Genomic DNA, 13,789 nt, shown 5'->3' on the forward strand with positions numbered 1-13,789 from the left:
ACGCGCCGATGGTGGGCGTCGCGATGAAACCGAATTGATCACGGCGCCGGCGCAATGCCGGCGTCGTCGTTTCAGCGCCGCGGCCAGCCCGCGCGAAGGGCCCAGAGCCCAGCCACTCCCGCGATCCACGCCGCGGCCGGAACCGACCACAGCTTTGGCCCGCCCGCTTCCAGCGCGTACAGCAGCGCGGCGACGATCATCAGGCCGGTGCCGAGGATGGCGGCGACGGTGCGTCGCTGCATGCGGCGTACTTCGTCGACCAGCGACGTGAGCTCCGCGGAACGAAGTTGCAGTTCGTGCCGGCCTTCCACCTGCTGCTTGAGCCACGAATGCAGCAGCCGCGGCATTTCAGGCGCGTGCGTCACGAGTTCCGGCAAACGTTTGCGGAATTCGTTCGCGAGGCGCTTGGGGCTGTAGCGCTGGCGCAGGATGCGTTCCAGCACCGGCTGCGCGACGCCCCAGATGTCGATCTGCGGATCGAGCAGGCGGCCGACACCCTCGATGTTGAGCAGCGTCTTCTGCAGCAGGATCAACTGCGGCTGCAGCGTGAGCTCGTACTTCTGCGCGGTGCGGAACAGCTTGACCAGCACTTCCGCCAGCGGCACTTCCGACAGCGGTCGCGTGAAGTAAGGCTCGCACACGGCGCGCGCCGCGGCTTCGAGCTCGTCAATGCGCGTATGCGCAGGCATCCAGCCGGCGTCGACGTGCAGCTCGGCGATGCGCCGATAGTCGCGATGGAAGATCGCCATGAAGTTCTCGGCGAGCCAGTACTGATCCTCGTCCGAGAGCTGGCCCATGATCCCGAAATCCAGCGCGATGAAGCGCGGATTCGCGCGACGCGCCGGATCCTCGTCGACCCAGATGTTGCCGGCGTGCGCGTCGGCGTGGAAGAAGTTGTCGCGGAACACCTGCGTGTAGAACACGCGCACACCTTTCGCGGCGAGTGCACGGCGATCGATACCGGCAGCATCGAGCGCGGCGATGTCGTCCGAGGGAATACCGCGCACGCGCTCCAGCGTCAGCACGCGATCGGCGCTGTGCGACCAGATCACTTCCGGCACGTAGAGATCGTCGCTGCCTTCCCAGAAACGTCGCAGCACGCTCGCATTGCCGCCTTCGCGTTGCAGGTCGAGCTCGGCGTCGAGCGTGTGCTCGATCTCGTCCACCACCGCCTGCGGCCGGATCTTGTCGGCGGCGGGGTGCGTGCGGTCGACCACGCCGGCGAGCGCGCGCAGCAGCGAGATGTCCTGCACGATCTGGCGGCGAATACCGGGGCGCAGCACCTTGACCACGACTTCGCGGCCGCTGGCTGGCAGCGTCGCCGCATGCACCTGCGCGATCGACGCGGATGCGAGCGGCGTGGTGTCGAAGCTGCCGAACAGTTCGCCGACGGGGCTGCCGAGCGATTGCTCGACGATGCCGCGTGCGGCCTCGCCATCGAACGGCTTGACGCGATCCTGCAGCAGCGCAAGTTCGTCGGCAATGTCGGCGGGCACGAGATCGCGACGCGTGGACAGGATCTGTCCGAACTTCACGAAGATCGGGCCGAGCTCCTGCAGCGCAAGGCGCAGTCGCACGCCACGCGGAAGTTCGGCGATGTCGGCCGATGCGCGCGGTACGAAGGGACGCGCAAGACGCAACCAGCGCTCGGCCTGCGTGCCGTCGAGAAGTGAATCGAGCCGATAGCGCAGCAGCACGCGGCCGATGCGCCAGGCGCGGATCACCGGCGTCACGCGTTGCCTCGCGGCTGCATGCGGGCGACGCGAGCCGCCACGCGCTCGACATCGTCACGCAGCGTGTCGATGTCGTCGTAGAACGCACCGAGTTCATCGCGGCCGACGACGTCCTGCGTTTCGTGCTGTACGTAATCGGCCGCGTTGGTGGCGAGCACTTCCGCCGCGGTTTTCGCGCTACGCAATGTGCTTGCAAAGACGTTCGCGACCTGCACGCCAATGATGTCGCCGAAGGCGGCAACGAACGGCTGCTGCCAGTCGGGATCGAAGCGTTCGGCGAGCCGCTGCAGGCGACGCGCGAGATCCGCGTCGCCCTCGATGCGCATCGCACCCACGGCCGGTGCGTCGTCGCGACGCATGAAAGGCAGTTGCGCGATCAGGCCACCGATGGTGGCGCGCACGGACAGGTCAGGTTCTGCGCCTTCATCGACAGGACCGACGCGCAGGCGCTCGCCGTTGACGGTGATCTGCAGCGCGACCTGCGGCGTGGCGAGCCGCACGACCAGGCGGCGGCCATCGAGCGGGCGCAGGCTGTCGCGGGTGTCGGGATCGAGCGCGAGCGCGCGGTTGAGCGCGGCCTCGAGCGCGCGACCGGCGAGCGGCTTGAGCGTGTCCAGCGGCGTGCGGCGTTCATCCATCCGCGCATTGTAGGCGGGCGGCCGTCGCGCCTTCACGAAGGCTTACTGTCCGACCGACGACCTGCTCGCCGCGCGCAGCCGCGCCAGGCCCTCGTCGAACGTCACCCGCGGCGCCCAGCCGAAATCGCGTAGCGCGGGCGCCATCGAGTACCAGTGCGTGGTGACGAGTTGCTCAGCGAGGAAGCGCGTCATTGGCGGCTCCCCACGCAGCGGCAGCACGCTCCACAGGCCTTCGCAGACGGCGCCGATCGCATACGCGGCGCGGAACGGGATGGAACCACGAGGCGGCGGTGCGCCGACCGCGTGGAGCAACGCGATCAGCGTGTCGCGCATGCTGCGCGGCTCGCCGTTGCTGACGAAGTAGGCGCGGCCCGCGCATGCGCTGCCGGGCGCGAGGTGATCGAACGCGGCGAGGTGTGCATCCGCGGCGTTGTCGATGTAGGTGGTGTCGACGAGGTTACTGCCGTCGCCGACCAACTTGAGTCGGCCCGCGCGCGCACGTTCGGCGATGCGCGGCAGTAGCTGGTTGTCGCCCGGCCCCCAGATCAGGCGCGGACGCAGCGCGACCACTGCGAGCGATGGCCCGTTCGACGCGAGCACCATTTGCTCGGCGAACTTCTTGGTCCGCGCATACGGCGATTTCAGGTGGTCCCCGTAGGGCACTTCGTCGGCGGTGAGGCCGGCGACCGGATGCGTCGCGCGATGGGTGACGCTGGGCGTCGAGGTGTAGACGAGCTTGGCGATGCGATGCGCGCGGCAGGCATCGATCACGTGCTCGGTGCCGGCGACATTGGCGTCGTAGTACTCGCTGTACGGCCCCCATGCGCCGGCCTTCGCCGCGTTGTGGAAGATCGCGTCGCAACCGCGCGCTGCATCGATCACCGCATCGCGGCTGGCGAGGTCACCACGCAGCTGCGTCACGCCGATCGCGTCGAGCTCTGCGTAATGACCGCGATTGAAACTGACGACCTCGTGCCCGCGTGCGCGCAGGCCGCGACACAGCGCTTGGCCGAGGAAACCGCCGCCGCCGGTAACGAGGATCTTCATGGTTCGCGATCTCGAAGACGTTGCGCTGCCGACATGGTCAGGATGCCGCCGGCAGCGTGCGTGAAGTTCTCAATTGCGTCGACGCCCATGCTGCGAGCTTCTCGCGTCCGATCTTCGCGTTGTGGCGGATGTCGACGGGAAACCCGTCATGCCGCAGGAACAACTGCACATTCGCGGCCTGCACGCGGCCGCGACCGATCTCGCGAAGCTCGGCTTCGATGCGCGGCCAATCTGATGTCGAAACGCCCTCCTTGAGTTCGACGCACAACACCGGCGTCTGCGACCCGAACGCGCCGAGCCCGACCAGCGCGGTGCGACGCACCTGAGGACGTGTGTTGAACACCGGCTCGACCTGCTCGGTGTACAGCGGTCCGTTCGCGGTTTCCACGCGCTGCGTCTTACGCCCGCAGAACCAGAGGCGGCCGTCGGCGTCGAGATAGCCGACGTCGCCCATGCGATGCACGACGCGCGACGTGCCGTCGGCCAGCGTCTCGTGGATCTTCGCGATCCGCGTCGACGCATCGCGACGGAAGTAGGTATCGGTGGCGGTCGGGCCGGCGACGGTGATCTCACCGATGGTGCCGGTGCCGACGAGGAGATCGTCCGACCACGTTTCGATCGGTGCATCGTCGATGCGGATGATGCGCACGTCGTTTGGGGGCACGGCGCGACCGACGCACGTTCCTGCACCGCTTTCGGTCGCAGTGCGCGTGTCCTGCAGCTCGCGACTTTCGATCACCGCGACGGGCAGGCATTCGGTCGCGCCGTACGGGGTGTAGAAGCGTGCGTCGTTAGGCAGCAGCTCGCGCATGCGTGCGACCACGTCCGCCGGAACGGGTGCACCCGCGGACGTCACCCGGCGGATCGTCGGCAGCGGCCTGCCGTAGTCCGCGAGCACGCGCATCAAGGCCGGCGATCCGAACAGTTGCTGCGCGCCGAAGCGCTCGATGGCCGCGTGCAGCTTCCGCGGATCGGCGCTGGCCGGGCGCGTGGCGTCCATGTCGGGAATGATCGACGTGAGCCCAAGCGCGGGACCGAACAATGCGAACGGCGGGAACGTCGGGAAGTCGACCTCGCCTTCGCGGATGCCGAGCGCTTCGCGCATCAGCTCGATCTGCGCGACGAAATGGCGATGTCGATACACCACGCCCTTGGGCACGCCGGTGGAGCCGCTGGTGAACAGGATCGCGGCGATGTCGTCGGGCTGCGTGTCGGCGAGCTGCGGGCTCGCATTCGCACCGTCTGCTTCGACATGCGCAAGCGTGTCGTCGGCGAGAAGCGCGCGACGCCCGGTGGTGATGCGAATACGCGCGCTCTTCGACCAGCCGAGCAGCACGCGTGCGATATGCGCAAGCGGGATGCCGATGAACGCGTCGGGCTCGGCTTCGTCGAGACACTGACGCAAGGCGCGCTTGTCGATTCCGGGATCGACCAGCACCGGCACCGCGCCCGTTTTGAACAGCGCGAACATCAGCAGGAAGAACTCGGGCGACGGCTTCACCATCACCACGGTGCGCGTGCCGCGGACGATGCCGCGCTTAGCCAAACCGGCCGCGATCGCATCGCTGCGTGCGTCGAGTTGCGCGTAGGTCAGCGCGACGTCGTACATCGCAAGCCCGTCGGGGCCGCGCGCACCCGGGCAGCGCATCGCGATGCGGTCCGGCTGGCGGGCCGCCATGTCCGGCAGGGCGGCGGCGATGTTGCAGGGTGCGGTCACCCTCGCATTGTCGCCCGGCCGTGCTGCCGGGCGACAGCGAACCCGATCAGGGATGCGGCACGGGCTTGATCACGGTCGGCAGCTTGATCGGCAGGCGCGGCTTCATGGATGCCGTCTTGGCGCGCGCCTGCGCTTCGTTCACCTGCGCCTGCGCGGTCGACTCGGCTGCCGCGAGAATCGGCGCGAGCGCTTCGAACTGCGTGGTCGGGTGATCGTCGACTTCGTGCTTGGAGATCAGATAGGCCTTCAGCCGCGCGTTGGTCACGCCGGTCTTGCAGGCATCGTCCGGGCAGCGCGGCAGCCAGCGCCCGTCGAAGTCCTTGGTCCACGCCACGACCTTGACGAGCGCGGGATTGCTCGGGCCCGCGGTCTGGCTCGCGATCTTCGGACCGTAGTGATAGTCGCGGCTGCACGTGGTGTCCGCATGGCACGAGAAATCGATGCCACCCGGCGGCAGTTCGATCGCGAGTTCGGGGAACCAGATCGGCCAGTCCCAGTGATCCGACCAGACCTCGACGTCGATGAAGAGGCGCGCATCCAGACCGGGCGTGATCAGGAAGCCGAGGTTGTAGACCGGATTGCCGATCGTGAAGTCGCTTGCGTGGCTGTCGGGGTCGACCTTCAGCTTCAGCGGGCCGCTGCCCGCCGGCAGCGCCATGTCGGTATTGGCGATGTTGTCGTGCAGCGTGAGCGCGAGTTTGTCCGAATGCAGCGCCACCTGCACCGCAGGGAACACCTGCCCGCCTGCGACGCCGAAGTTCGCGCGTCCGCCGATCAGGTCGAAGTCGTCGAAGACGATCGGGTCGCCGGCGAGATCGACGCCGGGCATCGGCGGCATGAACTGGCCGTGCGTGAACGGTGCCGGCAAGCCATCGGTGAAGTCCTTGCCGATCTTGAATTCGATGCCGCCGCTGCCGAACAGCGGGACGTCGTAGTTCGCGCCGGCATAGGCGCCGATCTGCGCGACGAGTTCCTTGCCTTCGAAGACCTTCGGTCCGGGCAGGCCGCTCGCGCTGTAGTCGGCGGGACCGCCATTGATCGAATGCACGTCCGGGGTAAACAGGCCGTACGAGCCGGCGCCGGCATAGTGGTAATGGCCGCCGACGACGAGCGGGAAGCGCAGGCCAAAGCCGTAGTCGAACCCCGCGTAGAGCTCGGCGTAATACGTCTCGTCGCAGCCGATGAAGCACCAGCTGATCGTGGTCTCGATGCGCTGGCGCCATTCGTAGGCGCGACCCAGCGTGAAACCGGTGAGGAAGACATGCGGATCGACGTCGGCGTCCGCAGGCTCGCTCGCGGCGTGCTGTGAAAGCTTGGCGAGACTGTCCAGCCCCTGCACGCCCGGATGCGGCAACACGCCGCCGGCTCCGCCCTTCGTGTCGCGTGCGGCACCGAAGTCGACCACGCGGCCCATGTCCGCATAACGCGTCGGATCGACATGGCCGTCCGCAGGCACGAACATCACCTGCTCGACGCGCGTTTCGCCGGCGTTGACGACGTCCTCCTCGAGCTGGGCATCGTCGAGCGTTGCGAGATGCGCCGCCACGCCCGCACCGAAGCGTGCATCGATCGCGGAGCGTTTCGTCGGATCGGCGAGCGAGCCGCGCAACGTCGCGATGTCATGCGCGATCTTGGCGCGCACTTCTCCGGCCTTCGCTTCGGCGAGATGGATCGCCTGCGCACGCCGCGAGGGGTCCGCCACGTAGTGCGCGTCACGTGGATTCGCGAACGCCTCGGCGCGCGCAGCTGCGTCGAGCCGCGCGAAGCACTGCACGCCGGTCTCGGCGAGTTGCGCGCGGCGCGTGCGATCGGTGCAGGTACCGGGATGGATGCGGTAGCCGACGACGGTGTGCACGACGAGCCCTTGGTCGACTTCGAGCACGCGGGTGTCGTCGAGCGTGACCTCGGCCAGCTGCGGCGTGCGCTGCAAGCGTTGCGCGATGTTGAACGGGGCGCGCGGATTCGCGAGCAGCGGCTTGAAGTTGACGCGTTCCGCACCGAGCGCGACGACCGGCTGCGCGCGCAATGCCGCGAGCGTGTACTGGCGTGTGACGTGCAACGACGTCGGCAACGCGGCGGTGCTGTCCGGGCGCAGGATGACTGCAGGTACCGGTGCTTTCGGCGCAAGGCCGGGGCGCGCTGCGATGGCCGCGGGTGTCGCCGCCGCCATCGCGATGCGTGGCAGGCGCGGCGGCCCCATGTTCTGTTGCGCGACCGCCGGCAAGGCGACCGATAGCGCCAAGGCGGCGCCTGCCATCCACTGCGACCGCTGACTGCGTTCCGTGCTCATCGCGTCCTCTCCCCTTGGGCGATGGCGCGAGACTAGACGGGTCGCCGGCGCGCCGGGCATCGGACAAATCCGAAGGCGACGAACGGTCGCCTGGTGTCAGGCCGGATTGCGTTCCAGGAAATCGCGAATCGCCGGCACCAGCACCTCGTGCTTGTCCTGCAGCACGTAGTGATTCGCATCGTCGAACGCATGCACTTCGGCATTCGGCAATGCGCGGCGGAAGCCGTCGAGGAAGTGCTTGTCGAAAACGAAGTCGCGCAGGCCCCAGCCGATGAAGACGGGACGATCGGCGAACTGCGGCAGGCGTGCACCGACCTCGGCGAGCAACGGCCAGGCGCGGTCGCCTTCGTGCAGCGGGATATCCTGCATGAAACGGATCGTGGAGATCGCGTTCGTCCAGCCGTGGTACGGCGAATCGAATGCATCGCGCACGTCGCGCGGCATAGGTCGCGACACACCGAAGCGCGACGCGCCGCGCGCGAACAGGTTGAAGCGACGGATCAGCCACGCGCCGATCGTTGAATCACGACCGAGCGACAACCGCCACGGCATCGGTTTCGCGGCAGGCAACGGAAACGCCGCGGTGTTGAGAATGACCAGGCGCTTGACCTGCGGCATGTGCGAGATCGCCCAGCCGAAGCCGATCATGCCGCCCCAGTCGTGCACCGCCAGTGTTACCGGACCGGTGATGCCGAGATGCGCGAGCAGCGCGGTGAGATCGTCGACGCGCGACTGCAGCGTGTATTCGTACTTGCCTGTGATCGGCGTGCGCGGCGGCAACGTGTCGCCGCCGTCGTCCGGCTTGTCCGACAGGCCCATGCCGACGTGGTCGGGCACGATGCAGCGATAGCGGTCGCGCAGGCCGAGCACGAGATGGCGCCAGTAGTAACTCCACGACGGGTTGCCGTGGAGCATGACCACGACCTCGCCATCGCACGGGCCTTCGTCGAGGTACGACATCGAAATGCCGGGCCGCACCTCGAAGCGCTGCGGCGTGAACGGGTAATCGGGAAGGTGCGCGGGATCCATCGCGTTTCGCGTCTCGCAAAGCACACGGCCGCACGAGGCGGCCGCGGCGAATCAGAACGTGGCGCGGTTGCGCGTCACCAGACGACTTCGGCCATCGAGCAGTTCAGGCCCGAACCGATACCGAGCAGCGCGATGCGCGTGCCCTTCTTCAGGCGGCCCATCTCGCGCAGCTTGCTCAGCACGATCGGCACCGACGCCGGGCCGATGTTGCCGTGCTCGCCGAAGATGGTGAGTACCTTCTTCGGATCGATGCCCATCGCCTTGGTGAATGCGGCGGTGTGCACCTTGCTGACCTGGTGCACGACGAATTCGTCGAGTTCCTCAGCCACCCAACCCAGCTTCTGGCGCGCGACCTGGAACGTCTTCTGCGCGAGCTTGACGCCTTCGATCAGCAGCTGGCGCGTGTCGGTAACCATACCGTCGAGGTTGCCGCGGCAGAGCTTGTTCCACTCCGTCGCCGCGCGCGTGACGCCGCCCTTGTATCGCGGTGCGCCCGGCGCGAGTTCGGCACGCGCGAGCACCATGGCCGCGGCGCCGGAGCCCAACGTCAGCGTGGCGAGTTCGTTGCGGAATGCTTCCTCGGTGACGTCGTCGCGGGTAAGGCGCTCGATGGTCTTCTCGTAGGCGAGGTCCGCGGTTTCACCGTCGACGACCAGCGCGTAGTCGATCTCGCCGCGCTCGATCATGCGCGCCGCGATGTCCATGCCGTTGATGAAGGCAAGGCACGCATTGGCGACGTCGAAGTTCTGGCAGGTATCGGGCATGCCGAGGTTGCCCGACACGATCGACGCCGTGGAGGGCTCCAGGTAATCGCGGCTCACCGACGTATTGACGAGAAGCCCCATGCGCGAGGGATCGACGCCGGCATCGGCCAGCGCCTTCACCGCGGCGAGCGTCGCGGCATCGGAGGCCAGCATCGGCCCGTCCCAAAGACGACGTGCGTCGACACCGGCGATGTCCTTGATGACGTCGGTCTTGATGCCCAAGCGATCCAGCGTCGGCTGCAGCCGCGCGTTGATTTCGTCCGTCGTGAGGCGGCGCGGCGCATCGATGTGCGCTAGGCCGGCGATGGCGACGTGTTGAAACAGCATGGGGACGACTCGCAAAGGCGTGGAACACGCAAGCTTAACGCGCGGCCGGGTAGCGCGCACGCCAGCGTACGGCGACGCCTGTCGCTGTTCAGCCGCGTTCTGCGGCCGCTTGGATACCGTCCGTCCGAACTAGTGCGTGCAGCGCCAGGCGCCGAAGCGCTGGCGCCCGTCGTGCGGGGCTTCCAGCGCCACGACCGTATTGGCGTTGAGGCCGACGGCCTCGTTGCGCGCCATCGTCTCCAGTTCTTCCTGCACGCGCAGCGGGTTGCGCTCGTACAGGGCGACGCGATCGGTGACGTTGCCTTCGATTTCGCCGAGCTTGGTGCAGCCCGTGGTGGACGCGCCCATCGCGCGCACCTCGACGGCGGCGGCGCCCTGCTGCATCGGCACCCAGGTGCAGGCGGTGGCGGCGAGGACCAGCGATACGACGGCGGCGAGACGGATCGGATGCGGCACGGGCAGGCTCCATGAACGACGACGCGCGGGATTGTCGCCCCGCGCGTCTGAACCGCGAAACCCCTGCGGCGTTACTTGGTGACGGGCTTGCCGTCGGCGTCGACCACCTGCACGTCGCCGAGGTTCAACTCGCGCACGCCCTTCTCGATCTTCGACAGGTCGCCGACGATCACCCAGGTGAGCGCGTCGGGATGCAGAAGCTGGGTCGCCGCGGACTGCACCTCGGCATCCTTCTGCGCTTCGATACGCTCGCGCAGCGTCGCGACGTAATCATCGGGACGCCCGTACAGCACGTTGTCCGCCAGCGCGCCGAGCACGGCACCGGTGGTTTCGTAGCTGCCCGGCAGGCTGCGCACGTCGTTGACCTTGATCTTGGTGATCTCGGTATCGCTGAGCGGACGCGGGCCGACGACGTCGCGCACTTCGCGCAGGATCTCCGCCGCCGATTCCTTCGTCTTGTCGGTCTGCACCGGCGCATACAGCATGTAAGGACGCTGGCCGAGCGCGTCGTACATGAAGGAATACGCGCCGTACGCCCAGTGCTTGTCCTCGCGCAGGTTCATGTTGAGGCGCGAGGTGAACGTGCCGCCGAACGCGGAGTTCATCGTCTGGATCGGCAGGTTGTTCGCCACCGTCGTCGACGGCGCGAGCAGGCCGGCAAGGATCAGCGACTGCTGCGCGCCCGGCTTGTCGATCAGGAACACGCGCGGCTTGGTCTGCGCGGTCACCTGTGGCACCGACTTCGTGCCCTTCACGACCGACGGCGGCGTCCATTCGGCGAACACCTTGTCGAGCTGCTGCGTGATCGCCGGCAGCGTGGTGTCACCAGCAACGATGATGCGCACGTTGTCAGGACGCAGCCACGCCGCACGCCATGCGGTGAGGTCGTTCGCGGTCAGCGACGCGATGCTGGCTTCGGTACCCGTGCCGGAGAACGGGATCGCATACGGATGGCCATCGCCGTACAGCAGCGGCGGCAGCGTGCGCAGCGCGATGCCCGTCGGCTGCGTCTTCTCCTGCGCGATGCCGGCGATCCACTGCGCGCGCACGCGCTCCATGTCGGCGGGACGGAACGCAGGGTTGCGCACCACGTCAGCGAGCAGGTCGAGCGACGGCGCCAGCTCGTCGCTCAGCATGTTGCCGGTGACGCTGCAGCTGTCGAGGCCGCAACCGGTCGACAGGCCCATGCCGAGGCGCTCGCGCTGCTTGGCGATCTCGACCGAATCGAGCTTGGCCGTGCCTTCGTCGAGCATCGCGGCGGTGAACGCGGCGGTGCCGAGCTTGCGGCCGACGTCGCTGGCGTAGCCGGCGTCGAACTGCAGGCTGACGTTGACCACCGGCACGCTGTGGCGTTCGGCCAGCACGACTTCGATGCCGTTCTTCAGGTGGCCGCGCTGCACCGACGGGAACGTGAGGTCGGGATAGTGGTCGACCGCGGGCACGCCGGTCTTGCGATCGACGTCGGACTTGGCGACGGTGAACGCGGTGGTCGGCTTGCCCGGGATATCGGCCGGGCGCTGGCCCGCCGGCAGGCCGGCAACGGTCTCGTCCTTCGGTGTGCCAGTGGTCGGCACGACGGTGAGCGTGTAATCGCCACGCGCGACCCAGGTCTTCGCGGCCTTCAGCACGTCGGCGCGCGTGGCCTTCTGGTTCCACTCGAACGACTGCTTCCACGCATCGGGATTGCCGAGGTAGACCTGGCCTTCCGCGAGCTGCGTCGCCTTGCCGGCGTCACGCTCCAGCGCACGCACCACGCCTGCGCGATTCGCGGCCTGCAGGCGTGTGAGTTCTTCCTGCGTCGGGCCGGTGGCCAGGAACTTCGCCCACTCGTCCGCCACCGCGGCTTCCACCTTCTTCGGGTCGATGCCCTTCTTGACGTCCACCTGCAGCACGAACTGGCTGGCGAGCTCGAACGGCGTGATACCGACGGAGACGTCGTCGGCGAGGTGATCCTTGTAGACCAGGCGCTGGTACAGGCGCGAGGTCTTGCTGCCGCCCAGCACGTCGGCGGCGAGATCGAGCAGCGTGAGGTCGCGCTCGCCGCGGCCCGGGATGTTCCATTCGCGATAGATGCGCGTCTGCGCGACGCGGTCGTCCATCTGGTCACGCGTGGACGCGGTGCGCGCGGCGACCCACTTGGCCTGGCGCGCGACCGGCGGGCCGGCCGGGATGTCGCCGAAATACTTCAGCGCCTTGGCTTTCGCGGTGGCGACGTCGATGTCGCCCGACATCACGAGCACGGTGTTGGCCGCGCCGTAGTAGCCACGGAACCAGTTCTTGACGTCCTCGAGCGAGGCCGCGTCGAGGTCGGCCATCGAGCCGATGGTGTCGTGGTGGTACGGGTGATTCGCCGGGAACGTCTGCAGCAGCATGCGTTCGTCGACGCGGCCGTAGGGCTCGTTCTCGCCCTGGCGCTTCTCGTTCTGGACGACGCCGCGCTGTTCGTCGAGCGTCTTCTTGTCGATCGCGCCGAGCAGGTGGCCCATGCGGTCGGACTCCATCCACAGCGCCATGTCGAGCGCGGTGGTGGGCACGGTTTCGTAGTAGTTGGTGCGGTCGAGCCAGGTCGTGCCGTTCTGGCCGGTGGCGCCGGCCTGCTCGAAGGGCTCGAAGAACTCGCCCGGATGGTTTTCCGAGCCGTTGAACATCAGGTGCTCGAACAGGTGCGCGAAGCCGGTCTTGCCGGTCGGTTCGTCCTTCGACCCCACGTGGTACCAGACCGCGACCGCGACGACCGGCGCCTTGTGGTCCTCGTGCACCAGCACGGTCAGGCCATTGGGCAGCACGAAACGCTCGTAGGGGATGTCGAGCGGCGCAGGCGCGCGGGTGGACGCGGCGACCGCGGGCGCAGCGATCAGGGTCGACGGCGCACCGACGGCGAAGGCAATGCCGAGGGCGAGCGCGGTAAGGCGAACGGGAAGACGGGACATCGAAACGCTCCAGACGCCGGCGATCGGGCCGGCCGCTGGATGCTAGCCGAGCGGCACCCCGCACGGGACCGGCCGAAGGTCCTGCCCGCTGCATGAACGCGTTGCCGGCTAGAGTCGGGCGATTCCCCCGAACGGAGTCCGCCAATGCCCCGTCGCAATGTCCTGGTCACCGGTGCCAACCGCGGCATCGGGCTGGAATACGTCCGCCAGCTGCTCGCCCGCGGCGACCACGTGATCGCCACCGCGCGCCACCCGGCGCAGGCGCACGACCTCAATCGCCTCGTCGCCGAACATCCGGGGCGCCTGCATGTGTTCCCGCTCGACGTGATGGATCCGAAATCCGAAACCGAAGTCGCGCGCGAGTTGCCGCTGGTGCTCGGCGACGAGCGCCTGCACCTGCTGATCAACAACGCGGGCCTGCTGCATTCCGGCGAGCGCTTCGGGCAGGTACCCGCGAAGAACCTCGAGGACAGCTTCCGCACCAATGCGATGGGCCCCTTCCTGCTGACGCAGGCGGTGGCGCCGTTGCTCGCCGACGGCGCGAAGGTCGCGAACATGACCTCGCAGCTCGGCTCGATCGCCAACACCACGCGCTTCGGCACGCCGACCTACTGCATCAGCAAGGCGGCGCTGAACATGGTGACGCGGCTTCTCGCGGCGTCGCTGGGCGAACGCGGCATCGCGGTGGTGTCGCTGCATCCGGGCTGGGTACAGACCGACATGGGCGGCGAGCAGGCACCGGTGGCACCCGCCGATTCGGTGCGCGGGCTGTTGCAGGTGATCGATCGGCTCGACGCGGCGACGTCCGGCTCGTTCCTCGACTGGCAGGGCAAGCCGCTGCCGTGGTGAGCGCGGCGG

At 68.0% G+C, this 13,789-nt stretch carries 10 protein-coding genes; 1 reads left to right on the top strand and 9 read right to left on the bottom strand.

Annotation, left to right across the window (positions count from 1 at the left end; all coding sequences use genetic code 11):
* Positions 1 to 71 precede the first annotated feature (71 nt).
* The 9 genes from ubiB to ACVWZN_RS11650 all read right to left on the bottom strand — a co-directional run bounded on the left by ubiB (position 72) and on the right by ACVWZN_RS11650 (position 12,931).
* Positions 72 to 1,733, bottom strand: coding sequence for a ubiquinone biosynthesis regulatory protein kinase UbiB (ubiB, locus tag ACVWZN_RS11610; protein WP_456953946.1), 1,662 nt, complete (start codon positions 1,731 to 1,733; stop codon positions 72 to 74).
* A complete protein-coding gene (locus ACVWZN_RS11615) occupies positions 1,730 to 2,371 on the bottom strand; it encodes a ubiquinone biosynthesis accessory factor UbiJ (protein ID WP_456953947.1) in 642 nt (213 codons plus the stop codon). Before ACVWZN_RS11615 ends, ubiB begins: the two co-directional genes overlap by 4 nt.
* Before the next feature lie 42 nt (positions 2,372 to 2,413).
* The gene (gene oleD, locus ACVWZN_RS11620) at positions 2,414 to 3,418 is read right to left on the bottom strand and encodes a 2-alkyl-3-oxoalkanoate reductase (RefSeq protein ID WP_456953948.1); all 1,005 of its coding nucleotides are present in this window, start codon (positions 3,416 to 3,418) and stop codon (positions 2,414 to 2,416) included.
* 37 nt (positions 3,419 to 3,455) lie between these two features.
* Positions 3,456 to 5,135 carry an olefin beta-lactone synthetase gene (oleC, locus tag ACVWZN_RS11625; RefSeq protein ID WP_456953949.1) on the bottom strand — a complete coding sequence of 560 codons (1,680 nt, stop codon included), beginning with the start codon at positions 5,133 to 5,135 and terminating at the stop codon, positions 3,456 to 3,458.
* 46 nt (positions 5,136 to 5,181) lie between these two features.
* The gene (locus tag ACVWZN_RS11630; protein WP_456953950.1) at positions 5,182 to 7,425 is read right to left on the bottom strand and encodes a hypothetical protein; all 2,244 of its coding nucleotides are present in this window, start codon (positions 7,423 to 7,425) and stop codon (positions 5,182 to 5,184) included.
* A gap of 96 nt (positions 7,426 to 7,521) precedes the next feature.
* Positions 7,522 to 8,454, bottom strand: a complete 933-nt coding sequence (locus ACVWZN_RS11635; protein WP_456953951.1) for an alpha/beta fold hydrolase — start codon at positions 8,452 to 8,454, stop codon at positions 7,522 to 7,524.
* A gap of 74 nt (positions 8,455 to 8,528) precedes the next feature.
* Positions 8,529 to 9,545: a 3-oxoacyl-ACP synthase III gene (locus tag ACVWZN_RS11640; RefSeq protein WP_027081623.1), complete on the bottom strand. Its 1,017-nt coding sequence runs from the start codon at positions 9,543 to 9,545 to the stop codon at positions 8,529 to 8,531.
* Between the two features lie 129 nt (positions 9,546 to 9,674).
* Positions 9,675 to 9,989 carry a DUF4156 domain-containing protein gene (locus ACVWZN_RS11645; protein ID WP_027081622.1) on the bottom strand — a complete coding sequence of 105 codons (315 nt, stop codon included), beginning with the start codon at positions 9,987 to 9,989 and terminating at the stop codon, positions 9,675 to 9,677.
* A gap of 83 nt (positions 9,990 to 10,072) precedes the next feature.
* Entirely contained in the window at positions 10,073 to 12,931 is a 2,859-nt protein-coding gene (locus ACVWZN_RS11650; RefSeq protein WP_456953952.1) for a M16 family metallopeptidase, read from the bottom strand.
* Between the two features lie 144 nt (positions 12,932 to 13,075).
* Here ACVWZN_RS11650 and ACVWZN_RS11655 point away from each other — a divergent pair, with 144 nt between their 5' ends.
* Entirely contained in the window at positions 13,076 to 13,780 is a 705-nt protein-coding gene (locus ACVWZN_RS11655; protein WP_456953953.1) for an SDR family oxidoreductase, read from the top strand.
* Positions 13,781 to 13,789: the final 9 nt, after the last annotated feature.

The sequence above is a fragment of the Lysobacter sp. HA35 genome (assembly GCF_054061195.1).